25 protein-coding genes are annotated in these 24,075 nt (G+C 60.7%); 18 read left to right on the forward strand and 7 right to left on the reverse strand.

What is annotated here, in order from left to right; all coding sequences use genetic code 11:
• Nucleotides 1–89 precede the first annotated feature (89 nt).
• A complete protein-coding gene (locus BM216_RS21225; protein ID WP_093001192.1) occupies nucleotides 90–1,112 on the reverse strand; it encodes an amino acid ABC transporter substrate-binding protein in 1,023 nt (340 codons plus the stop codon).
• A 378-nt stretch (nucleotides 1,113–1,490) separates the two neighbouring features.
• On the opposite strand from BM216_RS21225, the gene BM216_RS21230 reads away from it, so the two are divergent.
• Nucleotides 1,491–2,675 (forward strand): cystathionine beta-lyase, encoded by a 1,185-nt coding sequence (locus tag BM216_RS21230; RefSeq protein ID WP_093001193.1) that lies wholly within the window; start codon nucleotides 1,491–1,493, stop codon nucleotides 2,673–2,675.
• Here BM216_RS21230 and BM216_RS21235 read toward each other — a convergent pair whose 3' ends face one another.
• A complete protein-coding gene (locus BM216_RS21235) occupies nucleotides 2,676–3,839 on the reverse strand; it encodes an FAD-dependent monooxygenase (protein ID WP_093001194.1) in 1,164 nt (387 codons plus the stop codon). It lies immediately after the preceding gene.
• Nucleotides 3,840–3,863: 24 nt separating this feature from the next.
• Nucleotides 3,864–4,109: a zinc-finger domain-containing protein gene (locus tag BM216_RS21240; RefSeq protein WP_093001255.1), complete on the reverse strand. Its 246-nt coding sequence runs from the start codon at nucleotides 4,107–4,109 to the stop codon at nucleotides 3,864–3,866.
• A 197-nt stretch (nucleotides 4,110–4,306) separates the two neighbouring features.
• On the opposite strand from BM216_RS21240, the gene BM216_RS21245 reads away from it, so the two are divergent.
• The 7 genes from BM216_RS21245 (at nucleotide 4,307) to BM216_RS21275 (ending at nucleotide 10,887) form a co-directional block, all read left to right on the forward strand.
• Nucleotides 4,307–5,092: an alpha/beta fold hydrolase gene (locus BM216_RS21245; protein ID WP_093001195.1), complete on the forward strand. Its 786-nt coding sequence runs from the start codon at nucleotides 4,307–4,309 to the stop codon at nucleotides 5,090–5,092.
• A gap of 137 nt (nucleotides 5,093–5,229) precedes the next feature.
• Nucleotides 5,230–6,054, forward strand: a complete 825-nt coding sequence (gene cysE, locus BM216_RS21250) for a serine O-acetyltransferase (RefSeq protein ID WP_093001196.1) — start codon at nucleotides 5,230–5,232, stop codon at nucleotides 6,052–6,054.
• Nucleotides 6,055–6,172: 118 nt separating this feature from the next.
• A complete protein-coding gene (locus BM216_RS21255; protein WP_093001197.1) occupies nucleotides 6,173–6,382 on the forward strand; it encodes a DUF3126 family protein in 210 nt (69 codons plus the stop codon).
• 416 nt (nucleotides 6,383–6,798) lie between these two features.
• Nucleotides 6,799–7,152 (forward strand): ATP-dependent Clp protease adapter ClpS, encoded by a 354-nt coding sequence (gene clpS, locus BM216_RS21260; protein ID WP_093001256.1) that lies wholly within the window; start codon nucleotides 6,799–6,801, stop codon nucleotides 7,150–7,152.
• A 10-nt stretch (nucleotides 7,153–7,162) separates the two neighbouring features.
• Nucleotides 7,163–9,706, forward strand: coding sequence for an ATP-dependent Clp protease ATP-binding subunit ClpA (gene clpA, locus BM216_RS21265; RefSeq protein WP_093001198.1), 2,544 nt, complete (start codon nucleotides 7,163–7,165; stop codon nucleotides 9,704–9,706).
• Between the two features lie 93 nt (nucleotides 9,707–9,799).
• Nucleotides 9,800–10,549, forward strand: coding sequence for an AzlC family ABC transporter permease (locus BM216_RS21270; protein WP_093001199.1), 750 nt, complete (start codon nucleotides 9,800–9,802; stop codon nucleotides 10,547–10,549).
• Entirely contained in the window at nucleotides 10,546–10,887 is a 342-nt protein-coding gene (locus BM216_RS21275; protein ID WP_177230861.1) for an AzlD domain-containing protein, read from the forward strand. The genes BM216_RS21270 and BM216_RS21275 overlap by 4 nt, the downstream gene beginning before the upstream one ends.
• A gap of 11 nt (nucleotides 10,888–10,898) precedes the next feature.
• Here the strand turns inward: BM216_RS21275 and BM216_RS21280 are convergent, their stop codons facing one another.
• The 4 genes from BM216_RS21280 to BM216_RS21295 all read right to left on the reverse strand — a co-directional run bounded on the left by BM216_RS21280 (nucleotide 10,899) and on the right by BM216_RS21295 (nucleotide 13,855).
• Complete coding sequence (locus BM216_RS21280; RefSeq protein WP_093001201.1) at nucleotides 10,899–11,321, reverse strand: HIT family protein; 423 nt, start codon at nucleotides 11,319–11,321, stop codon at nucleotides 10,899–10,901.
• Between the two features lie 26 nt (nucleotides 11,322–11,347).
• The gene (locus BM216_RS21285; protein ID WP_093001202.1) at nucleotides 11,348–12,544 is read right to left on the reverse strand and encodes a GNAT family N-acetyltransferase; all 1,197 of its coding nucleotides are present in this window, start codon (nucleotides 12,542–12,544) and stop codon (nucleotides 11,348–11,350) included.
• Between the two features lie 115 nt (nucleotides 12,545–12,659).
• On the reverse strand, nucleotides 12,660–13,388 hold the full coding sequence (locus BM216_RS21290) for a glycerophosphodiester phosphodiesterase (RefSeq protein WP_093001203.1): 729 nt from the start codon (nucleotides 13,386–13,388) through the stop codon (nucleotides 12,660–12,662).
• Nucleotides 13,385–13,855: a RidA family protein gene (locus BM216_RS21295; RefSeq protein WP_093001204.1), complete on the reverse strand. Its 471-nt coding sequence runs from the start codon at nucleotides 13,853–13,855 to the stop codon at nucleotides 13,385–13,387. Before BM216_RS21295 ends, BM216_RS21290 begins: the two co-directional genes overlap by 4 nt.
• A gap of 113 nt (nucleotides 13,856–13,968) precedes the next feature.
• Between BM216_RS21295 and BM216_RS21300 the strand changes: the two genes are divergently transcribed.
• The 10 genes from BM216_RS21300 (at nucleotide 13,969) to bamA (ending at nucleotide 24,063) form a co-directional block, all read left to right on the forward strand.
• The gene (locus BM216_RS21300) at nucleotides 13,969–14,838 is read left to right on the forward strand and encodes a cell envelope integrity EipB family protein (protein ID WP_093001205.1); all 870 of its coding nucleotides are present in this window, start codon (nucleotides 13,969–13,971) and stop codon (nucleotides 14,836–14,838) included.
• An 89-nt stretch (nucleotides 14,839–14,927) separates the two neighbouring features.
• Nucleotides 14,928–15,122 (forward strand): hypothetical protein, encoded by a 195-nt coding sequence (locus BM216_RS21305; protein WP_093001206.1) that lies wholly within the window; start codon nucleotides 14,928–14,930, stop codon nucleotides 15,120–15,122.
• A gap of 193 nt (nucleotides 15,123–15,315) precedes the next feature.
• The gene (gene rpsB / locus BM216_RS21310) at nucleotides 15,316–16,089 is read left to right on the forward strand and encodes a 30S ribosomal protein S2 (protein ID WP_093001207.1); all 774 of its coding nucleotides are present in this window, start codon (nucleotides 15,316–15,318) and stop codon (nucleotides 16,087–16,089) included.
• Between the two features lie 242 nt (nucleotides 16,090–16,331).
• Complete coding sequence (tsf, locus tag BM216_RS21315; protein WP_093001208.1) at nucleotides 16,332–17,258, forward strand: translation elongation factor Ts; 927 nt, start codon at nucleotides 16,332–16,334, stop codon at nucleotides 17,256–17,258.
• A gap of 121 nt (nucleotides 17,259–17,379) precedes the next feature.
• On the forward strand, nucleotides 17,380–18,102 hold the full coding sequence (gene pyrH, locus BM216_RS21320) for a UMP kinase (protein ID WP_093001209.1): 723 nt from the start codon (nucleotides 17,380–17,382) through the stop codon (nucleotides 18,100–18,102).
• A 60-nt stretch (nucleotides 18,103–18,162) separates the two neighbouring features.
• Nucleotides 18,163–18,717, forward strand: coding sequence for a ribosome recycling factor (frr, locus tag BM216_RS21325; RefSeq protein ID WP_093001210.1), 555 nt, complete (start codon nucleotides 18,163–18,165; stop codon nucleotides 18,715–18,717).
• A 48-nt stretch (nucleotides 18,718–18,765) separates the two neighbouring features.
• Nucleotides 18,766–19,509 carry an isoprenyl transferase gene (locus BM216_RS21330; protein ID WP_093001211.1) on the forward strand — a complete coding sequence of 248 codons (744 nt, stop codon included), beginning with the start codon at nucleotides 18,766–18,768 and terminating at the stop codon, nucleotides 19,507–19,509.
• Entirely contained in the window at nucleotides 19,509–20,342 is an 834-nt protein-coding gene (locus BM216_RS21335; RefSeq protein ID WP_093001212.1) for a phosphatidate cytidylyltransferase, read from the forward strand. The genes BM216_RS21330 and BM216_RS21335 overlap by 1 nt, the downstream gene beginning before the upstream one ends.
• A 39-nt stretch (nucleotides 20,343–20,381) precedes the next feature.
• Nucleotides 20,382–21,503 (forward strand): RIP metalloprotease RseP, encoded by a 1,122-nt coding sequence (gene rseP, locus BM216_RS21340; RefSeq protein ID WP_093001213.1) that lies wholly within the window; start codon nucleotides 20,382–20,384, stop codon nucleotides 21,501–21,503.
• Between the two features lie 196 nt (nucleotides 21,504–21,699).
• A complete protein-coding gene (gene bamA, locus BM216_RS21345; protein WP_093001214.1) occupies nucleotides 21,700–24,063 on the forward strand; it encodes an outer membrane protein assembly factor BamA in 2,364 nt (787 codons plus the stop codon).
• Nucleotides 24,064–24,075: the final 12 nt, after the last annotated feature.

Here is a 24,075-nt window from a genome sequence, read left to right on the forward strand (position 1 = left end):
TTTCCCGATGGCCCTGATGGGCCTTATGTTCTGATTGTTGGCTAAAATGAACAAGGCGGCCGCAGCCGCCTTGTCCCGGTGCGTATGGTTTAGCGGATCGGCGGTGCGTACTGCAGGCCGCCCTTGGTCCACAGAGCGTTCAGGCCGCGCTCGATCTTGAGCGGGGTGTTGGCGCCGATGTTGCGCTCAAACACTTCGCCGTAGTTACCGACGCCCTTGACGATGTTGTAGGCCCAGTCGTTGGTCAGGCCGAGATCGGTACCGATCTTGGTGTCGGCCTCAGCGCCGAGGAAGCGCTTGATGTCCGGGTTGGTCGAGTTCTTCATCTCGTCGACGTTTGCCTGCGTGATGCCGAATTCTTCGGCCTGTACCAGCGCGTAGCCGGCCCAGGTTACGATGTCGAACCACTTGTCGTCACCCTGGCGAACGGCCGGAGCGAGCGGCTCCTTGGAGATGATTTCCGGCAGGATCATGTGATCGTCCGGGTTGGAAAGTGCGAGGCGCGTGGAATACAGGCCCGACTGGTCGGTGGTGTAGACGTCGCAACGGCCGGCCTGGTAGGCGGCGTTCACTTCTTCGAGCTTTTCGAAGACGACCGGGTTGTACTGCAGGTTGTTGGCGCGGAAGTAGTCGGCGAGGTTCAGTTCGGTCGTGGTGCCGGACTGTACGCAGACAGCAGCGCCGGACAGTTCGAGAGCCGACTTTACGTTCAGGCTCTTCGGAACCATGAAGCCCTGGCCGTCGTAGTAGTTTACATAGCGGAAGTTGAAGCCCAGCGCGGTGTCGCGGCTGATGGTCCAGGTGGTGTTACGAACCAGAACGTCGACTTCACCCGACTGAAGAGCGGTGAAACGGCTCTGGGCAGTGGTGGGCGTGTAGCGAACCTTGGTTGCATCGCCGAAAACAGCAGCGGCGATGGCCTTGCAGTAGTCGACGTCAAAGCCGGTCCAATTACCGGAAGAGTCAGGCTGCGCAAAGCCAGCCAGACCCGTGTTGACGCCGCACTGTACGAAGCCCTTGGCCTTCACATCGTCAAGCGTGGCTGCAGAAGCGGCCGTCCCGAGGCCGAATACCGCTGCGCCAATCGCGGCAGACAGAAGCGTCTTTTTCATTTTCCCAACCTTTATCTATGTTTTTGAACTGTTGAAACGAGGCCGGTAATTCGGCTTGTCACCAACTCGGCCCCCTCCCGCCAACCTCCCGGATGCGGGTAGCTCCTATCTCATTCACAAATCGAGTTAGGGTCAAGTCTCGCGGTTCGGAATTGTGGTAGAATTGAGGTTATTTCCTTAATTCCGCCCAGTGGATGGGCAATTGCTTCAAGTGTAGTCAATTCCGCCGAGGTTTTGCCGAGTCATTGTGCATTTGTAATCAATGTGATGCCCGGGTTTAGCCTATCTATTTGGCTGGTTTTGCCTTTGGCTGTTGACCGCGCCGCTTTGAGCGGCAAAAACTGCCTGCACCCGCCACATGCAAGTAAGCGATCCCCGATGAGTAAAAAAGAATTTATCAGCGCTGCCGGCCCGAACACCCGACTGGCGCATATGGGCAACGACCCTCTGGCCTATCACGGCTTCGTCAATCCTCCGATCGTGCGCGGATCGACCGTGCTCTTCCCGGATGCGGGTGTCATGGAAAAACGCGGCCAGCCCTACAGCTATGGAACGCGAGCTACACCCACGACGGACGCGTTATGCGCGGCATTCGACGAACTCGAAGGCTCGGCTGGAACCGTCCTCGTGCCCTCCGGGCTTGCCGCGATCTCGGTTCCGTTCCTCGCCTACCTGTCGGCGGGCGATCATGCGTTGATCGTCGATTCGGTCTACACGCCGTGCCGGAATTTCTGCAATGGGATGCTGACGCGTCTCGGTGTCGAGGTGGAATATTATGATCCGGAAATCGGGGCGGGGATCGAGGCTCTGATCAGGCCGAACACGAAGCTCGTACATACGGAAGCACCGGGTTCCAACACGTTCGAAATGCAGGATATCCGTGCGATTGCGGATGCTGCGCACAAGCATGATATCGTCGTAACGTTGGACAATACCTGGGCGACGCCGCTCTATTTCCGTCCGCTCGATTTCGGCGCCGACGTCTCGATCCACGCGACGACGAAATACCCGTCCGGCCATTCCGACATCGTCATGGGATCGGTCTCCGCTAATGCGAAATGGTGGCCGAAGCTGGAGGAGGCGCGTCTGCTTATGGGCATCTGCGGTTCGCCGGATGATTCCTATCTCATCCTGCGCGGCCTTCGGACGATGGGTGTCCGGCTCGACCACCATCAGAAGAGTGCCTTGGAAATCGCACAGTGGCTGGAAAGCCGGGACGAGGTGGTGCGCGTCCTGCATCCGGCGCTGCCTAGCTTTCCGGGCCACGACATCTGGAAGCGCGACTTCAAGGGCTCCAGCGGCATTTTCTCCTTCGTGCTGAAGGCCGGGCCCGATCAGGCCAAGGCGAAGGCGCATGCCTTCCTCAACGCGCTGACCTATTTCGGCCTCGGTTATTCCTGGGGTGGATACGAGAGCCTGGCGCTGCATGTGAACCTGTCGGATCGCACGATCCGCAAGCAGCCGGCCGAAGGCCCGGTCATCCGTTTGCAGATCGGTCTGGAAGACACGGTCGACCTGCAGCGGGATCTGGAACAGGGATTTTTGGCGGCGGCGGCCGTCTGATCAGCCGGCCCGAAAACCGTAGAGCCAGTCGAAGTCCGCCGCGAGCGATTGCGGCGGGCGGAGCGACAAAACGATGTCCCGCCCGATGCGGAACGGGCCGCGCGCATGGTAGGCGAAGCGGTTGAACGCACCGCGGGCCCGGACCTTGGCGGCGCGGGCGGCGCGCACCGTCTCGAAATTTGACAAGGCAGCGGGCAGGGACGTCGCTTTTTCCACTTCGAGCGCCAGCACGAAAGCATCCTCGATCGCCATCGCCGCGCCCTGGGCTGCGAAGGGCATCATTGCATGCGCCGCATCGCCGATCAGGACTATGTCGCTGCCATTGTGCCAGCGGCCGGGCGTGACCTGGTGCAGAGGCCAGAAGGTCGGCTGCCCGGATCGCGACAGAAGCTTTGTGACTTCCGGGCTCCAGGCGCGGAACTGCTGGATCAGCATCCGCCTCTGACTGTCGCTTGCCGTCGCATCCCATGTTTCGCCGGGGCTGATGCCCGATGCGATCGCAACGATGTTGATGACGCCCATTTCGGAAAGAGGGTAAGCCACCAGATGGCTGGCCGGACCGAGAAGCGCGGTGACGCTGTCGCGCGGCAGCCAATCCGGTGCCTCGCTCAGCGGGACCGTGAAACGCCAGGCGATATTGCCGGAAAAGTCCGGCTGGGGCGCATTGGTGATAGCGGCGCGCACGTTTGACCAGACGCCGTCGGCGCCGATGACGAGCGGATAGGATGTGCCGGTCAGTTCCCGCAGCGCCTCGCGAGGATTGCCGCGGATCGGAGTGCCGAGCCTTACGGTGCAGAGCGGATCGGCCTCTACGGCTTGCAGCAATGCCTGCTGGAGCGTTGCCCGGTGCAGGACGCCATAGGGGGCGCCCCAGCGGTTGCGAGCAAATTCGCCGGCCGGCACTGAGGCAAGGCGCCGCAGGGATCGGCCGGAGGCAAGCCCGATCTCGCGCGGCTCGGTCCAGACGCGTTCGAGGTTTGCCAATATGCCGAATTCGCGCAGGATGGCGGAGGCATTCGGCGACATCTGCAGGCCGGCGCCCACCCCGACGAGCGCATCGGCCTCCTCGAATATGTCGCAGGCGACGCCCAAACGGGAAAAGCTCAGCGCGGCCGCGAGGCCGGCCATGCCGGCGCCCACGATCGCAACCTTGTCGAGATGCATCAGATCAACGTCCGAACGATGGCTTTAAGCGGCCTTGATGTGGAATACGCAGCCCGGCGGATCGGTCTGCTCGGCCTTGAGGCCCGGGTTGTAACGGAACAGCGTCGAGCAATATGAGCAGACCTTCTCGTTGTCGTCGCCGAGGTCGATGAAGATATGCGGGTGGTCGTAGGGCACGGACGCGCCGGTGCACATGAATTCCTTCACGCCGATCTGGATCACCGGATATCCGCCGTCGTTCTGGAAGTGAGGAATGCTGTGGCCAGCCATGATCGTCTCCATGCATCTGATTTGCGGCGGACATTATCGCCCCTCGCGCGGAATGTGTAGGGGGTATTGCGCCACACCCGCACTTCTCTGCCGGGCGCGATCGGTGCTTCTGGTCGTCATTCACCAAGGCGCCGACGGAATGGTTTTCATTTGGGCGCGAAACGCTTAGAGGTCGACAGCAATAAGAGGATTGCCCGATGAACCTGAACGCTCCCGCCTTTTCCTCCTTCGTCCATGATGGACTGAACCTGCGCTATTTCGACGAGGGTGATCCGTCGGGTACTCCGGTGCTGATGATCCATGGCTTTGCCTCGAGCGCCCTAGTCAACTGGGTTCATCCGGGCTGGCTGAAGACGCTTGGCGATGCCGGCTACCGGGTGATCGCAATCGACAATCGCGGTCACGGCGGAAGCGATAGACCGCGTGATGTGGGGGCATACCGCCCATGGGTGATGGCAGGGGATGCGATCGCTCTGCTCGATCACCTGCGCATTCCGGAGGCGCATCTCTTCGGTTATTCCATGGGTGCGCGGATCTCGGTATTCGCAGCTCTGGCCCATCCGGAACGTGTCCGCTCGCTGGTCCTTGGCGGGCTCGGCATCGGCATGACCGACGGAGTAGGGGACTGGGATCCGATCGCGGACGCTCTGCTGGCGCCCGATGCGGCTGCCATCACGCATGATCGCGGCCGCATGTTCCGCAATTTTGCCGACCAGACCAAGAGTGATAGGGACGCGCTGGCCGCCTGCATTCGCGGATCACGCGATCTCGTTGAGCGCTCCGATATGGGCCGCATCGAGGCGCCGACCCTGATCGGGGTCGGTACCAAGGACGATATCGCCGGATCGGCGCAGGAACTGGCAGACCTGATGCCCAACGCAAAAGCGCTCGACATACCCGGTCGCGACCACATGCTCGCCGTCGGCGACAAGGTGTTCAAGCAGGCGGTTCTGGAGTTTTACGCGGGACTTTCCGCTGGCTGAAATGGAAAATGCGTGGCCTTGGTGGCAAGGTCTCAGGTTTTCTCATCATCACGATCAACGCAATGCGATTTCATCGGCGTTGGTAATGTTGTAATTGTAATCTATATAATGCGCCTCACGCAAACGAGGAGACGGCCATGGCCGCTAGAACCGAAGTTCGCCAGACCGAGACTGTCGCAAGCGTGGACCCGATCTGGGATACGCTGAGACAGGAAGCCCGCGCGGCGATCGAGCAGGATCCTTTGCTCGCCGCATTTCTTTACTCGACGGTGCTCAATCACCGCTCGCTCGAGGAATGCGTGGTGCATCGGATATGCGAACGGCTCGACCATCCGGACCTGCAGGCCGTGCTTCTGCGCCAGACCTTCATGGAAATGCTGGTCGATTGGCCGGAATGGGGTTCGATCCTGCGCGTCGATATCCAGGCCGTCTATGACCGTGATCCGGCCTGCCTGCGGTTCCTCGAACCGGTGCTCTATTTCAAGGGCTTTCACGCGATCCAGACCCATCGGCTGGCCAACTGGCTCTATACGCGGGGCCGGCGCGATTTCGCGCTCTATCTACAGAGCCGTTCGTCGAGCGTCTTCCAGACCGACATCAATCCGGCCGCTCAGATCGGCAAGGGCATCTTCCTCGATCACGCGACCGGCCTCGTCGTCGGCGAGACGGCCGTCATCGGCGACAACGTCTCGATCCTGCATGACGTGACGCTGGGCGGCACCGGCAAGGAGGGCGCGGACCGCCATCCGAAGATCGGCAATGGCGTCCTGATCGGCGCCGGCGCGAAAATTCTCGGCAATATCGAAATCGGCTCCTGCTCGCGGGTGGCGGCCGGTTCGGTCGTGCTGAAGCCCGTGCCCTCCAAATCCACCGTCGCCGGTGTTCCGGCCAAGGTGGTCGGCGAGGCTGGCTGTTCGGAGCCCGCGCGGGTGATGGATCAGTTGCTGATGTCCGAGGATTGACGCCGACTTTTCGAGCGCCACTTCATGAGCCGGCGGACATCTTGTCTGTCGGCTTTACTTTTGCCGCGCAGCCATGCCAAAAGCGGCGCAAATCAAGACTACGAGACGGAGAATTGTCGTGAAGCCCGACGAAATCAAAAAGATCGACGCCTATTTCAAGCGCCTTCTGAACCCGCAGATCATCGTCAAGGCGCGCCCGCGCAAGAACGACTCGGCTGAGGTCTATCTCGGTGAAGAATTCCTCGGTGTCGTTTACGTCGATGATGAGGACGGCGAGCGTTCCTACAACTTCTCGATGGCGATCCTCGACGTCGATCTCGACGCCTGAGACCTTTGGGCGCGAGCGCAAGCTTGAAGGGCGGGCCTGCATGGCCCGCTTTTGATTCCTGCATGGCGACTGCAGGCCTGATCGGCATCGGTGCCGTCGCTGCTCTTGAACCGGCCGTCCTCGCTCCCCATTAATAGGGAGCGGTCGCAGTATGGGCCGCTTGCTTATGTTTTCGGCCGCCCATTGCCTGCTGCAGGTCAGCAAAAGGTGTTCGTATCAGCCTTGAGCCCGATTTTGCTGCCCTGAGTTCGCGCCGGGCGCGCCGGAATGTGTTAATTATCGTAGTTGGACGCCGCTCTAGCGGAATAGTGATTGCGCCGCCGCAAAGGGGGCTTAAAATCCGTGTCCAATGAACTAAGTTAGGAAGACTGGTTCGGCGTGGCGTTATGGTCGTCGGCACCGGGGGATGATGAATGATGATCGCACTGCCGATCTCTATGCAAAAAGAAAAAGGTGATGACGGGGATAACGCCGGTCGCGGTACCTCGGTGATCACCCGCACGAAGCCAAAGACGAAACGCCCCAACGTTTATCGTGTGCTCATCTTGAATGACGACTACACTCCGATGGATTTCGTCATCCATATCCTGGAGCGTTTCTTCCAGAAAGACAGGGAGGCTGCCACGCGCATTATGCTTCACGTTCATAACCACGGCGTAGGCGAATGCGGCATTTATACCTACGAAGTAGCGGAGACCAAGGTGAGCCAGGTCATGGATTTCGCCCGTCAGCATCAGCATCCGCTACAGTGTGTCATGGAAAAGAAGTGAGGAACCCGACGTGCCCACATTTTCGCCTAGTCTCGAAAAGGCGCTGCATCAGGCACTGACCTTCGCAAACGAGCGGCATCACGAATATGCCACGCTCGAACACCTGCTTTTGGCATTGATAGACGATGCCGATGCGGCGGCGGTCATGGGCGCTTGTAACGTCAATCTTGAAAACCTGCGCAAGACGGTTACCGACTATGTCGATAACGAGCTTGCCAACCTTGTCACCGGCTATGACGAAGACAGCAAGCCGACTTCCGGCTTCCAGCGCGTCATCCAGCGGGCGGTGATCCATGTCCAGTCATCCGGCCGCGAAGAAGTAACCGGTGCCAACGTGCTCGTCGCGATCTTCGCCGAGCGCGAGAGCCATGCTGCCTTCTTCCTGCAGGAGCAGGAAATGACCCGCTACGACGCGGTCAACTACATTTCCCACGGTATCGGCAAGCGCCCGGGTTCCTCCCAGACCCGTTCGCCGCGCGGCGCCGAGGAACCGGATTCCGACTCCAAGCCAACCCGTGGCGGCGAGCCGGAGGACGGTTCCAGCAAGAAGCCTGCCGATGCGCTCAAGGCCTATTGCGTCAACCTCAACGACAAGGCCAAGGACGGTCGCATCGATCCTTTGATCGGGCGTCATTCCGAGGTCAACCGTACGATCCAGGTCCTGTGCCGCCGGTCCAAGAACAACCCGCTTTATGTGGGTGATCCGGGCGTCGGCAAGACGGCCATCGCCGAAGGTCTTGCCAAGCGCATCGTCGAAGGCAAAGTGCCGGAAGCGCTGGCCGATGCGACCATCTTCTCGCTCGACATGGGCACGCTGCTCGCCGGTACCCGCTATCGCGGTGACTTCGAGGAACGCCTGAAGCAGGTCGTCAAGGAACTGGAAGATTTTCCGGGTGCCGTTCTGTTCATCGACGAGATCCACACCGTCATCGGTGCGGGTGCGACGTCGGGCGGCGCCATGGATGCGTCCAACCTGTTGAAGCCGGCTCTGTCCTCCGGGCAGATCCGCTGCATCGGTTCGACCACCTACAAGGAATATCGCCAGTTCTTCGAAAAGGACCGGGCTCTGGTCCGTCGCTTCCAGAAGATCGACGTCAACGAGCCGTCGATCGATGATGCGATCGAGATCATGAAGGGCCTGAAGCCCTATTTCGAGGACTATCACAAGCTGCGCTACACCAACGACGCTATCAAGTCGGCGGTGGAACTGTCGGCCCGCTACATCTCCGACCGTAAGCTGCCGGACAAGGCGATCGACGTGATCGACGAGACCGGTGCGGCGCAGATGCTGCTGCCGGCCTCCAAGCGCCGCAAGCTGATCACCGAGAAGGAGATCGAGGCGACCATCGCCACGATGGCCCGTATTCCGGCAAAGACGGTTTCCAAGGATGACGAGCAGGTTCTCGCCAATCTGGAAAAGGAACTGCGTTCCGTCGTCTACGGTCAGGATGAGGCGATCGAAGCGTTGTCTACCGCGATCAAGCTGGCTCGTGCCGGCCTTCGCGAACCGAACAAGCCGATCGGTTCCTACGTCTTTTCCGGCCCCACGGGCGTCGGCAAGACGGAAGTGGCCAAGCAGCTTGCCGCCTCGCTCGGCGTGGAACTTCTGCGCTTCGACATGTCGGAATACATGGAACGCCACACGGTCTCGCGACTGCTCGGCGCACCTCCCGGTTATGTCGGCTTCGACCAGGGCGGTCTTCTGACCGACCAGGTGGACCAGCATCCGCACAGCGTGGTCCTGCTCGACGAAATCGAGAAGGCGCATCCGGATATCTACAATATCCTGCTGCAGGTCATGGACCATGGTTCGCTGACCGACCACAACGGCAAGAAGATCGACTTCCGCAACGTCATCCTGATCATGACGACCAATGCGGGCGCATCGGAAATGGCCAAGGCCGCGATCGGCTTCGGTTCCTCCAAGCGCACCGGCGAAGACGAAGAGGCATTGAACCGCCTGTTCACGCCGGAATTCCGCAACCGTCTCGACGCGACGATCCCGTTCGCGCCGCTGCCGACGGAAGTCATTCATCAGGTCGTGCAGAAGTTCGTCATGCAGCTGGAAACGCAGCTGTCCGAGCGCAACGTCACTTTCGACCTGCACGAGGACGCGATCGCCTGGCTGGCGGACAAGGGTTACGACGAGAGAATGGGCGCACGTCCGCTGTCTCGCGTCATCCAGGAACACATCAAGAAGCCGCTCGCCAACGAGATCCTGTTCGGTGCGCTGCGCAAGGGTGGTGTCGTCCGCGTGACGGTCGGCAAGGGCGAAGACGGCAAGGACAAGCTGGTGCTGGATTCCATTCCGGAAGCCGTGCCGGTGAAGCCGAAGCCTGAAGCCGAGGTCGAAGAGGCAGTCGAGGAGGCGAAAGCCAAGACGGCCAAGCCTAAGGCAGCCAAAAAGTCCGCGCCGAAGGGTAAGGATGGTGGCAAGTCCACCGGCGCTGCCAAGGCCAAGGCGGACGACGACGGCGACGTGATTGCCGAAGACGCCCCGAAGCCCGCTTCCCGCAAGGGCAGCACGGTTCCACGGGTGCCGAAGAGCAAGTAATCGCTCTCATATCGATTGAAAGAAAGATGCCGGGCTTGTCCCGGCATCTTTGTGTTTGTAGGCATGGATTGACCAATAACAGATGGAATCCCGATGTCTGCAGAGCAGCGCATTGAGCGCGGGAGCTTGAACTGGTTCCTTGTCGGCATGCGCGGCGTGCTGTCATTGCCAGCCCTGATCCTCATGACATCCTATGTCGGTTTCAGCGCCTTTGCGCTTGAGGCGGGTCTTTCCCGATCCGAGGCGGTGGCGATGACGCTCGGCATATGGGCGCTGCCGGCCCAGATGATCCTGGTTGGCTCGATGCTGGGCGGCGCCAATATCGCGGCGTCCTTTCTCGCAGTCACGCTTTCGTCGATCCGCATGATGCCGATGGTCGCCTCGATCGTACCGGAAATGCGCACGCCGAAGACGCCGGTGTGGATCCTGCTATTCCTGTCGCATTTCATTGCGATCACATCCTGGGTGTTCGCGGCGACCCATCTTCGAGACGTGCCGCGCCAGCATCGCGTCGTCTTTTTTGCCGGGTTCGGCATGACGCTGACGCTGACCAACGCCGTCATCGTCGGTATCAGCTACGGTATCGTCTCGCAGTTTCCACCGATGGTCGCCGGGGCGCTTTTCATGCTGACGCCGGTCTATTTCGTCTCGTCGATATGGGCGAGCGCCAAGCAGGTCGTCGTCAAGCTGGCCTTCGTCATCGGCGTCGTTCTTGGTCCGCTGATGGCACTCGTCTCGCCGCAGTTCGACGTACTGATCGCAGGCATCGGCGGCGGCACGATTGCCTATCTGATCGACAGATATCGCCGCCGGCGAAAAGCCGTCTCGCAGGAGAGCGCTTGATGCTGGAAGAATATTGGGTCTATGTGCTGATTGCCGTGGCGGGCTTCCTTGCGACCGATTTCTGGCGCTGGCTCGGCGTGCTTGCGGGCAACCGGCTGAATGAGGAATCCGAGGCGTTGAACTGGGTGAGGGCGGTCGCGACCGCTCTTGTCATGGCGGTTACGGCAAAGCTCATCGTTTTTCCGACGGGCACGCTTGCGAATTCGCCGCTGTGGCTTCGGCTCGCCGCGGCAGGCATCGGCTTTGCCCTCTTTCTCGCCAGCGGAAAGAAGGTCGCGGTCGGCGTCGCGGCGCCGATCGCCATTCTCGTTGTCGGGCTGCTGATCCTGCAGCCCTGACCGGTGGCCGGTCAGCCGCCGAGTTCGCCGATCACCTTTTCGGCGTTCGCGGCCAGAACCGCGTTGTCTTCCATCTGACCCGAGTGAGGCTTCATGGGCACGCTCTCGTAGCGCGGGATCACGTGGAAATGCAGATGGAACACGGTCTGGCCTGCTGCCGGCTCGTTGAACTGGATCACCGTCACGCCATCGGCGTCGAAGGCGTCCTTGGCCGCCTTGGCGAGCTTCTGCACGATCGGGATCAGTTTGGAGAGTACAGCCGGATCGGCATCCAGGATATTACGGGAGGGCGTTTTCGGTATCACCAGCAGGTGACCTGGCGACTGTGGCATCACGTCCATGAAGGCCAGCGTATCGGCATCCTCGTAAACGCGATGGCAGGGGATCTCGCCGCGCAGGATCTTGCCGAAGATATTGTTCGGATCGTAGCTCATGGGATGTCCTCTCCTTAAGTTTCTGATCAGTCTTCCTGCTGCCGTTCGCCTTTGCGGAAGGGGCTGTGCTCGGACAGATATTCGTTCATGTGCTCCACGTCATCCCGCTCGCGTTCCAGATAGTCGGCGACGGCGTGGCGGAGGCCCGGATGGGCGATGTAGTGCATGGAATGGGTGGTGACGGGCAGGTAGCCGCGCGCCAGCTTGTGCTCGCCCTGCGCCCCGGCCTCCACCCGTTTCAGGCCTTTTGCCAGCGCGAAGTCGATTGCCTGGTGATAGCAGACCTCGAAATGCAGGAAGGGGTGGTCCTCGATACAGCCCCAGTGGCGGCCGTAGAGCGTATCGCCGCCGATGAAATTGATCGCGCCGGCGATGTAGCGGCCATCGCGTTTTGCCATGACGAGCAGGACGTCTTCGGGCATGCGCTCGCCGATCAGGGAATAGAAACTGCGCGTCAGGTAGGGCCGGCCCCATTTGCGCCCACCGGTATCCATGTAGAAGTCGAAGAACTGGTCCCAGATCTCCTCGGTCAGGTCCTTGCCGGTCAGCCAGTCGATGGTGATGCCGTTTTCCAGCGCGGCACGGCGTTCCTTCTTCAGCGCCTTGCGCTTGCGGGACGCCAGTGTCTCGAGGAAGGCGTTGTGATCGGCATAGCCTTCATTGATGAAGTGGAACTGCTTGTCGGTGCGGTGCAGATACTCAGCGTCGGTGAAGATCTCGACCTCCTCGTCCGGCACGAAGGTGACATGCGCCGATGAGACGCCGAGTTGCCGTGTCACTTCCTGGAGACCTGCGGCGAGCGTCGCCTGCATCCCCTCGCGATCGTAGCCTTCCGCGACCAGAAGGCGCGAGCCGGTCGCGGGGGTAAACGGGATCGAGCATTGCAGCTTCGGATAATAACGCCCGCCGGCTCGCTCGAAGGCGTCCGCCCAGCCGTGGTCGAAGACATATTCGCCCTGGCTGTGGTTCTTCAGATAGGCGGGAATCGCGCCGACCAGCATTCCACTCTCGTTTTCGAGCAGGACGTGATGCCCGAGCCATCCGCTCTTGGCATTGGCCGAACGGGATTCCTCCAGCGCCGACAGGAAGGCGTGGGAGAGAAACGGATTGTAGGGCGTTTCCTCGGAGGCGCTGGCCTTCGACGCGCCCGAAAGCCGCGACCAGCTTTGCGGGCTGATCGCGGCAAAGGACTTTTCGATGCGGATCGTCAGGTTTGCGGTCATTCCTGAATATTCATGACTTCCTGTGACGCCCCGCAGGATACGGGACGCGATATCACTTAATAACATTCACGCATCTTGCCGCCGAAGATCGATGGATGACCTCCGAAACAATGCGTCAGCGGGCAGTAACCTCGCGCGGGTCGAACCCTTCGAAGGTTATCTGGTCGCCGTGAAGATAGCTATGCACAAGCGCGTTTTCATCCCTCACCGTCCAGGTAATGACCGGCATGCCCGCACGTCTCTGGGCGGTGATGAAGGAATTCGGCAGATGCGGCCAGTGGTAGGAGATGAAATCCAGGCCGAGCTGCATCGCTTCGTCGTGCTGGAAGAACTCTTCCGGCTTGTCGCCCATGGCGGTGAGGCCGATGGGGTAGGGCGCGCCGACCCTCTTCAGGTCGCGAAGGATATGGTGGTCGAAGCTCATCAGCGCGACCTTGCCCTGATAGCCCTCCAGCACCTCCAGCACGTCCTCGACGAAGCCGTCATCCTCTTCCGCGGCGCGTCCCTTGATCTCGATGACGAGGGGAGCGCGCCCGGCGACCAGCGTCAGCATCTGCTTCAGCGTTGGGATCTTGTCGGCGGTGCCGCCGATCGCCAGCATGCCGAGTTCGGAGGCGGTGCGCTCGCGCACGTCGCCCTGGATGCCGCAGAGGCGCTCCAGCTTGTCGTCATGGAAGACCATCGGAATGCTGTCGGCCGAAAGCTGGATATCGCATTCGATCGCGAACCCCGCCTCGATGGCGCGTGAAAAGGCCGAGAGAGAATTCTCCCAGACCTTATCGTTCATGTCGTGGTAGCCCCGGTGGGCGACCGGCAGATCCTTGATCCACGCTAGGGATGTCATGCGTCGATCTCGATGATGGCTTCGACCTCGACCGCCGCGTTGAACGGCAGGCCGGCCATGCCGACGGCCGAGCGGGCATGCTTGCCGGCATCGCCGAAGACGGTGGCGATCAGGTTCGATGCGCCGTTGGTGACGAGGTGCTGTTCGGTGAAGCCGGGCGCGGAGGCAACGAAGCTCGTCAGCTTGACGAACTGGCGGATGCGGGAAAGGTCGCCGCCGAGGGCGGCCTTGGCCTGGGCGATCACGTTGATGGCGCAGAGTTCGGCGGCGCGCTGTCCGGTGGCGACGTCGATCTCGGCGCCGAGAAGGCCGAGTGCAGCGATCTTGCCATTTTCAAGCGGCAGCTGGCCGGAGACATAGAGCGTGTTGCCGCTGATGCGCGTCGGCAGGTAGTTCGCGGCGGGCGCGGCTGCTTCCGGAAGGGTGTAGCCCAGTTCCTTCAGGCGGCTTTCGATGGCATCTGACATTTCGGTCTCCGGTTGTTTTGTTGTCAAGCGTACAAAAATCCTGCATCAAGGTCATAACCTCGGCGGATGGCGTTCTTATAACACCTGACCTCGAGTCCAACAGGAGAATGTGAATGCTGCGCACGAGCCTCGCGCTGTTCCTTGTCGCTGGTACCGCTTTGTCGGGTGCCGGTGTCGCCATGGCCGCCCCGCTGACGCCTCCATTGACGGCAGACAGCGCCGCGCGCCTTCTGGTGCCGCATCGCGCAGTCTATGACCTCAAGCTCAAGGATGCCTCGGAACGTTCCGGCATCGAGGGCATGTTCGGCCGTATGGTGTACGAGTTCAACGGTTCGGCCTGCACCGGCTTCACCACCAATTTCCGCCTCGTGACCAAGATCAGCACCGGCGAGGAAACGCGTGTCAGCGACCAGCAGACGAAGACTTTCGAGGATCTCTCCGCCGGCCAGTTCCATTTCGAGACAAAGTCCTTCACCGACGAACAGCCGGACAAGGCGCTCACCGGCGATGCCAGCCAGGGCGAGGGCGGGGTGAAGGTGGAACTGCAGGGCCAGAACGGTCGGGAGATCGATCTACCCGCCAGCGACTTCCCCACCAGCCACATGCTCGACATCATCCGCAATGCCAAGGAAGACAAGCGCATCTTCGAAACGCGGGTCTTCGACGGTTCGGAAAACGGCGACCAGTCGCTCCTGACCTCAACGGTGATCGGCAAGGCCGAGACACCGGAAAAGGGCGATGCGGATGCAGGCAGTGCCGGCGAGTTTGCCCAGACGCAATACTGGCCGGTGACGATAGCCTATTTCAACGACGGGGCTGCCGGTGATCCGACGCCGGTCTACAACATGTCGTTCAAGCTCTATGAAAACGGCATCACCCGGGACCTCACCATGGATTACGGCGACTTCGCCCTGCAGGGCAGCCTGGTGAAGCTGGAAGTGCTGAAGAAGCAGCAGGACCCGTGCCCCGCCACGCCGAAATAGTTGTGCCTCGTAAGGATGTCCGCCTATCTGCGGATGTCTCGACACCGTGTCGGAACCATGTGTATCTCTTCCATGTGAAGGAGTGATTCATGGCGTTGATCGGTTTCAAGAATACCCACAATCAGGAGATCTACGTCAATCCGGCGCAGATCCTCTATCTGATGCCGTTCGAGGAGGGGGTGACGATCATCACCTTCGCGGCCGCCGGCAGTAGCGGCCAGCCGCATGCGGTCTACGTCCGTGGCCATGTCGATCAGGTGCGGCAGAAGATTGGTACGGGTTGAGGGCAGGGCCGCTCGCTTTTGCTGAAAGGTGACAAAGCCCTTGCATTTGTGGGCAATGGCTTGTATGGCCACCCGCATTCCACACGTAAGGCATGGGATTGACCGGGAGAAATCCGGAAAATTCCGCCGGTGGCCGGCCCGAAGGGTCTGCTGTTCGCCTTGCGGAGGTTCAACCGGAAAAGGATAACAAGGCATGGCATTGCCCGATTTCTCTATGCGCCAGCTTCTCGAAGCAGGCGTCCACTTCGGCCACCAGACGCACCGCTGGAACCCGAAGATGAAGCCGTACATCTTCGGCGACCGTAACAACATCCACATCATCGACCTGGCCCAGACCGTTCCGATGCTGTCGCGCGCCCTTCAGGTCGTGTCCGACACCGTCGCCCGTGGCGGCCGCGTTCTCTTCGTCGGCACCAAGCGTCAGGCTTCCGAGCTGATCGCTGATTCGGCCAAGCGTTCTGCCCAGTACTACGTCAACTCCCGCTGGCTCGGCGGCATGATGACCAACTGGAAGACCATTTCGAACTCGATCGCCCGTCTGCGCAAGCTCGACGAGATCCTGGCTTCGGAACAGTCCGGCTACTCCAAGAAGGAGCGCCTGAACCTCGAGCGCGAACGCGAGAAGCTGGACAAGGCTCTCGGCGGTATCCGCGACATGGGCGGCGTTCCGGACCTGATGTTCATCATCGACACGAACAAGGAAAAGATCGCAATCGACGAAGCCAAGCGCCTGGGCATCCCGGTCGTCGCTATCATCGACTCGAACTGCGATCCTGACCAGATCGACTACGCGATCCCGGGCAACGACGACGCTTCGCGCGCCATCGCTCTCTACTGCGACCTGATCGCTCGCGCTGCGATCGACGGCATCGCTCGCCAGCAGGGCGCTTCGGGCCGTGACCTCGGCGCTTCCGCCGAAGCTCCGGTCGAGCCGGCTCTCGAAGGCGAAGCCGAAGCCCAGGCTTAATCGCCGGGTTGGAGCGGACGATCCGCTCCCCATCCAGGTAAAAGCCCAAGGCCAGAGATATCAATCCCTGGCCTTGGTCGTTTAAGGCCCAACGTCTTGCCGGCCACGTTGCCGACGAACGAGACGAGGGCTGGGGCTGATCTTCATCACCCTGTCACACTTCCGGGTACATTCGTTCCCAAAACCTTGAGTTCGCCGAGGTTTTCCGGCGACACGCAACAAGAACCGACAAGAGGCTCACAATGGCTGAAATCACCGCTGCACTGGTCAAGGAACTGCGCGAAAAGTCCGGCGCAGGCATGATGGACTGCAAGAAGGCGCTGACCGAGAACAACGGCGACATCGAAGCAGCGATCGACTGGCTGCGCGCCAAGGGCATTGCCAAGGCCGACAAGAAGTCGGGCCGCACGGCTGCTGAAGGCCTGATCGGCGTTGCTTCGGCCGGCACCAAGGCTGTCGTCGTCGAAGTCAACTCCGAAACCGACTTCGTTGCCCGTAACGACGCCTTCCAGGCCATCGTTCGCGGCGTAGCCGACGTAGCGCTGACCACCGATGGTACCGTTGAAGCCGTAGGTGCTGCCACCTATCCGGCAACCGGCAAGTCGGTCAGCGACACGATCAAGGACGCTGTTGCCACGATCGGTGAAAACATGAACCTGCGTCGCTCGGCTGCTCTTGAAGTCGAAGACGGCGTTGTCGCGACCTACATCCACAACGCTGCTGCCGATCGTCTCGGCAAGCTCGGCGTTCTGGTTGCCCTAAAGTCGACCGGCAACAAGGATGCGCTGAACGCTATCGGCCGTCAGGTTGCCATGCACATTGCTGCAACGGCTCCGCTCGCCGTCCGCGCCGAAGAAGTCGATGCCGCCGTCGCCGAGCGCGAACGCAACGTCTTCATCGAGCAGTCGCGCGAATCCGGCAAGCCGGAAGCCATCATCGAAAAGATGGTCGAAGGCCGCATGCGCAAGTTCTTCGAAGAAGTCGCCCTTCTGTCGCAGGCTTTCGTCATCAACCCGGACCTCACCGTCGGTGAAGCCGTCAAGGCTGCCGAGAAGGAAGTCGGCGCGCCGATCGAAGTTACCGGCATGGCTCGCCTGCTGCTCGGCGAAGGCGTCGAAAAGGAAGAGACCGACTTCGCCGCTGAAGTGGCTGCTGCCGCAAAGGGCTGATTTTCGTCGGCTATATGCACTGAAAAACGTTGAGGGCACCGGTGACAAGCCGGTGCCCTTCGTGTATCCGCAACCCGTTTGATCTCTCCGCAGACCCCGTTTCGCTTTCCAAGGAGCCGTCATGTCGCCTCAGCCGATCTACAAGCGTGTTCTTCTCAAAGCCTCCGGTGAGGCTCTCATGGGCAGCCAGGGCTTCGGTATCGATGTCGCCGTCGCCGACCGTATCGCCTCGGACATTGCCGAAGCCCGCCGGATGGGCGTCGAAGTCGGCGTAGTTGTCGGTGGTGGCAATATTTTTCGCGGCGTAGCCGTGGCTTCAAAGGGTGGCGATCGCGTCACCGGCGACCACATGGGCATGCTGGCGACCGTCATCAACGCGCTGGCGCTCGCCACCTCGCTGCGCAAGCTCGAGATCGACACCGTCGTCCTCTCGGCCATCGCCATGCCGGAAATCTGCGAAAGCTTCTCGCAGCGCCAGGCACTGCATCACATGGCCCAGGGCCGCGTGGTGATCTTTGCCGGTGGCACCGGCAATCCGTTCTTCACCACCGACTCGGCCGCAGCACTGCGTGCCGCCGAAATCGGCGCCCAGGCCATCTTCAAGGGCACGCAGGTGGACGGCATCTATTCGGCCGATCCGAAGAAGGATCCGAACGCCACGCGCTTCGACAGCCTGACCCATAGCGAAGTTCTGGAAAAGGGCCTCGCCGTCATGGATGTGGCAGCCGTGGCACTCGCCCGCGAAAATCATATTCCGATCGTCGTATTCTCGATCCACGAGGCCGGCGGTTTCGCCCAAATCTTGACCGGCGGCGGCCTGAAGACCATCGTATCCGACAACTGACAGTGGCCCGGCTCGTCCGAGCCGGCGCCGCCAAGAACAACACAACGGGAGTTCCGACCGATGACAACCGATCTCAACGATATCAAGCGCCGCATGGAAGGCGCGGTCAACGCCTTCAAGAGCGACATCGCGTCGTTGCGAACGGGCCGCGCCTCGGCAAACGTTCTCGACCCGGTAACGGTCGAAGCCTACGGCTCGCGCGTGCCGCTCAACCAGGTTGCCAACATCACAGTGCCAGAGCCCCGCATGCTGGGTGTATCGATCTGGGACAAGTCGATGGTCGGCGCCGTCGAGCGCGCTATCCGCGAATCGAATCTCGGCCTCAACCCGATCGTCGACGGCCAGAACCTGCGCATTCCGCTGCCTGAACTCAATGAGGAACGCCGCAAGTCGCTCGTCAAGGTGGCGCATGATTACGCCGAAAAAGCCAAGGTCGCAGCGCGCCATGTTCGTCGTGACGGCATGGAAGGCCTGAAAAAAGCCGAAAAGGACGGCGTAATCGGCCAGGACGACAGCCGTTCGCAGTCTGACAAGGTTCAGAAGATGACTGACGATACGATTTCTGAAGTCGACCGCTTGCTTGCGGATAAGGAAAAGGAAATCATGCAGGTCTAGGCCGGGCTCCTTCGCCCTCCCTCGGCTGCTGAAGGAATTGCATAGAATATGCTGACGCCAGAAATAGCGATCATCCCGGAGCATGTTGCCATCATCATGGATGGTAACGGCCGCTGGGCAAACAAGCGCGGACTGGCGCGAACCATGGGCCACAGCAAGGGCGTCGAGGCGGTCAAGGAGACTGTCCGGGCGGCGGCTGAGATCGGGGTCAAATACCTCACGCTGTTCGCCTTCTCTTCCGAGAACTGGAATCGCCCGCAAACCGAGGTCAACGATCTTCTCGGTCTGCTCAAACGCTTCATCCGCCGCGACCTCGCCGAACTGCACCGCGAAAACGTTCGCATCAAGGTGATCGGCGAGCGCGAACGGCTGCGGGGCGACATCCTGCCGCTTCTTCTGGAAGCAGAGGAGACGACCCAGGACAATACCGGCCTGACGGTCGTCATCGCCTTCAACTACGGCTCGCGCGACGAGATAGCGCGGGCGATGAACAAGATCGCCGCCAAGGTCGCTGCCGGCCTGATCAAGCCCGGTGCGGTCGATTCCGACATGATCACCGATCATCTCGATACGGTGGGAATTCCCGATCCGGATCTGATCATCCGCACCAGTGGAGAGGAAAGACTGTCGAACTTCCTGCTATGGCAGGCGGCCTATGCCGAGTTCGTCTTCCTTCCCGATTTCTGGCCTGATTTCGATCGCAATCTCTTCCTCGAAGCGCTGAAGATCTACGCTGCGCGTGACAGGCGTTTCGGAGGGCTGTCGGCAGAACCGGCTGCAGTCGTCGGCTGATGACCCGCGAACTCAGGCTTCGCATCATATCGGCAATCGTGCTGGCAGCCGTCGTGCTTGCCGCGACGCTGGTCGGCGGAACTGCATTTCATGCAGTCGCCGCCGTGATTGCCCTGCTTATCTACTATGAATGGTCCACCATCACCGGGCTCGCGGACGTCAATTTCAAGACGAATGCCTTCGGTTGGCTGATCATAGCGCTCATTGCGTTCAACATCGTCGTGGGCGAGGGCGATCTTTCCGTGCCCCTGCTGTGCGGTGGCGCCATCACGACGGTTCTGCTCGTTCTTCTCGGCCGCGGCTCCTGGTGGCTGCCGGGCGGTGTTGTCTATGCCGGCCTCAGCGGGATTTCGCTCGCGGCCATCCGAGGCGACAACCAGGCGGGTCTCGTCGCAACGCTGTTCGTCTTCGCCGTGGTCTGGGGAACGGATATCCTTGCCTATTTCGTCGGGCGTGCGATCGGTGGGCCGAAGCTTGCTCCGAGGATCTCGCCCGGCAAGACCTGGTCGGGCGCCATCGGTGGCGCTGCGGCGGGTGTGATCGCGAGTGCCATCCTGACGCTCGGCGTGTTCTCGCGCCTGTCGCTTTGGACGATGGCGCTGGCCTTCCTGCTCTCGGTCGCCAGCCAGATCGGCGACCTGTTCGAATCCTTCATCAAGCGGCGATTCGCGGTCAAGGATTCGAGCCATCTCATTCCCGGACACGGGGGTGTGATGGATCGTGTGGATGGATTGGTGTTTGCCTGCTTCCTGGCATTCCTGCTGACGCTTGTGGATGCGGCGCTTAAGGGCCATGTTAGCAGCTCGGTTGCAGCCTTCCTCTTCGGTCTGTAAGGCGACCCCCTAGCCGATGGAATATTGAGCGGAATCACAATGGCGATCTTCAGCTTCATCACGGGTTACATCGTCCCGTTCGTCCTCGTTCTCTCGCTTCTCGTGTTCGTTCACGAGATGGGCCACTACCTCGTTGGCAGATGGAGCGGGATCCGTGTCACGGCCTTCTCGGTCGGCTTTGGCCCTGAACTCGTCGGCTTTACCGACAGCCACGGTACGCGCTGGAAGCTTTCTGCCATTCCGCTCGGTGGCTATGTGAAGTTCTTCGGCGACGAGGATGCATCCAGCCTGCCGGACGCGTCGAGCGTCGCGCATATGAGCGACGCCGACCGTGCGCAGACGCTTGCCGGCGCAAAGCTGTGGAAAAGGGCGGCTACGGTTGCGGCCGGTCCGATCGCGAATTTCATCCTGGCGATCGCGATCTTCGCGGTTCTTTTCTCCGTCTACGGCAAGATGGTTGCCGACCCGGTCGTGGCGGAAGTGCGCCCCGATAGTGCTGCCGCAGAAGCAGGCGTACAGCCGGGAGACCGCCTGAAGGCGCTCGACGGCTATGACGTCAACACGTTCGACGACGTGCGGCGTTATGTGAGCGTGCGCCCCGAGACTTCGATCGTCGTCACGGTGGAGCGCAACGGCCAGGACATGGATCTGCCCATGGTGCCGAAGCGGACCGAAATCACCGACCAGTTCGGCAACAAGGTCGAGCTCGGCCTGATTGGCATCGTCACCAACGAGGAGCGCGGCAATTTCCGCCTGCAGACCTTCACGCCGCTGGAAGCCGTCGGCGAGGGCGTTAAGGAGACCGGCAACATCATCACCGGCACCTTCCGCTATATCGGCAATCTGGTGACCGGCCGCATGAAGGCCGACCAGCTCGGTGGACCGGTCCGTGTGGCCCAGGCATCCGGCCAGATGGCAACGCTTGGCTTTGCGGCCGTCATCCAGCTTGCGGCCGTTCTTTCGGTTTCCATCGGCCTCCTGAACCTCATGCCGGTCCCGGTGCTTGACGGCGGCCATCTGGTTTTCTACGCAATAGAAGCGGTGAGGGGGAAGCCACTCGGCGCTGGTGCCCAGGAGATCGCGTTCAGAATCGGTCTTGCGATGGTGCTCAGCCTGATGGTCTTCGCGACATTCAACGACATTACAAATCTGATCGGTTAACCGTCTCAGGGCGTTGAAATAACGGATTATTCACCATGTTTGCATGTGTTGCGTGGCGATATGGTCACGCATCAAAAGGAAGTAAATAGAAATTAACACGATAGCTTGCTTGTAGGGCAAAAGAAGGTAAAACGACACACGTGGCCGGAGTCGGGTTACACCGTCGAGGGACAACGGGAAAAGGTAAGAATTGAAAATGAAGGCTGGTTCAAAGTTTTTGAACGCAGTGTCGGCGTTTGCGCTGTCTGCTAGTGTTGTCGCGTCCGGCGCAGGTGTAATGGTTCTTGCCACTGCCCCAGCTGCCGAAGCTGCTGTCATCCGCAGCGTGCAGGTCCGTGGTGCGCAGAGGGCAGGCGAAGAAGCCGTCCGTTCCAACCTCACGATTCGCCCCGGCGTTTCTTTCTCCGCTTCGGATATCGATGAATCGGTCAAGCGACTGTATTCGACCGGTTACTTCTCCGACGTGAAGATCAGCGTTTCCGGCAGCACGCTTGTCGTGTCGGTCAGTGAAAACCAGCTGGTCAACCAGGTCGTTTTCAACGGCAACCGCAAGATCAAGGACGACAAGCTGCAGGGCGTCGTTCAGACCCAGCCGCTCGGCCCTTACAGCCAGGCCATGGTCAATGCCGACATCGAGCGCATCCGCGAGGCCTATGCCGCGATCGGACGCAGCGAAGTCGAAATCACCACTCAGACCGTCAATGTCGGCCAGGGCCGCGTCAACATTGCCTTCGTCATCAATGAAGGTGATCGTACGAAGATCGCCGACATCAACTTCGTCGGCAATCAGGCTTATGGCGATGGTCGCCTGAAGGCTATCATCGTCACCAAGGAAACGGGCCCGCTGTCCTTCCTGACCCGCAAAGACGTATATAGCCAGGACAAGCTGCGCGCCGATGAAGAAGCGCTGCGCCAGTTCTACTACAATCACGGCTACCCGGACTTCCGCATCATCTCGTCCGACGCCACGCTTGATGCTGCGTCGAACAAGTACAACATCACCTTCACCGTCGAAGAAGGCGCCCGCTACCAGTTCGGTGACGTGAACGTCGAATCGAGCGTCGAAGGCATCAGCGGCGAATCGCTGCAGGGCCTGGTCGAGACCAAGCCGGGCGCGACCTACGATGCCCGCGAAATCCAGAAGTCGATGGAAGCGATCTCCCGCAAGGTGGCTTCCCAGGGTTACCCGTTCGCCCGCGTTACTCCGCGCGGCGACCGCAACCTGCAGACCAACACGATCGGCGTTTCCTACATGGTCGACCAGGGCGAGCGCGCCTATGTCGAGCGTATCGAGGTTCGCGGTAACACCCGCACGCGTGACTACGTCATTCGCCGCGAGTTCGATTTCTCGGAAGGCGACGCCTTCAACCAGGAAATGATCTCGCGCGCCAAGCGTCGTCTGGAAGCGCTCGGTTACTTCACATCCGTCAATATCTCGACCGCCCAGGGCAGCGCTCCTGACCGCGTCGTCGTCATTGTCGATGTCGAAGACCAGTCGACCGGTTCGTTCGGTATCGGTGCCGGTTACTCGGCAGGCGGCGACGGCTTCGTTCTCGAAGCCTCGATCGAAGAGAAGAACTTCCTCGGCCGCGGCCAGTATGTCCGCGTCGCCGTCGGCGGTGGTCTCGATGACGCGCGTACCTACTCGCTGTCCTTCACCGAGCCCTACTTCCTCGGCTACCGCCTGGCGGCAGGCTTCGACATCTTCCGCAACGAGACGTCGTCGAACGACTACTATGATTACTCCGAGCAGGGTGTGACGCTGCGCGTCACCGCGCCGATCACCGAAGATCTGGCGACGACGTTCCGTTACACCTACAAGGAAATCAAGTACGAAGAAGACGGCGCATTCGGTAGCGATGGTATCCCGTTCAATGCGGACGACCGCGTTTCGCCGATCTTCGCTGACCTGATCGACGAGGGCAAGTTCGTCTCGTCGTCGGTCTCGCAGACACTGACCTACAACACGCTGGACAGCCAGACGCTGCCGCGCGAAGGCATCTATGCGAGCTTCACGCATGAATTCGCCGGCCTTGGCGGCGATTCGGAATATTACAAGATTTCCGGTCGCGCTCGTTACTTCCACCTTCTGTCGACCGAAGCCGATCTCGTCGGTTCGTTGGCAGTCGGTGCGGGTCACGTCATGGGCACGGGTGACAACCTGAACGTCTTCGATCAGTTCACGATCGGCGGCCGCCAGATCCGTGGCTTCAAGAACGATGGTATCGGCCCGCGCACGGTTGAACACAGCGATGCGATCGGTGGCACGACCTACTTCAACGCGTCTGCTGAAATGTCGATGCCGATGCCGGCTGTACCGGAAGATATCGGCCTGCGCCTCGCAGCCTTCGCCGATGCCGGCACGCTCTACGGCAGCGATGTCGACAAGCTCGGCTCCGAGGTCGAGGGTACGGGCATGTCCTGGCGCGCTTCGGCTGGCGTCGGTGTCATGTGGGCTTCGCCGTTCGGTAACCTGCGCTTCGACTACGCGGTTCCTGTCGTCAAGGAAGACTTCGACGAAACCCAGGAATTCCGCTTCAGCATGGCGAACCAGTTCTGATTGTTTCCGGCC

This window comes from Rhizobium sp. NFR07 (genome assembly GCF_900111905.1).
Lineage (GTDB): Bacteria > Pseudomonadota > Alphaproteobacteria > Rhizobiales > Rhizobiaceae > Neorhizobium.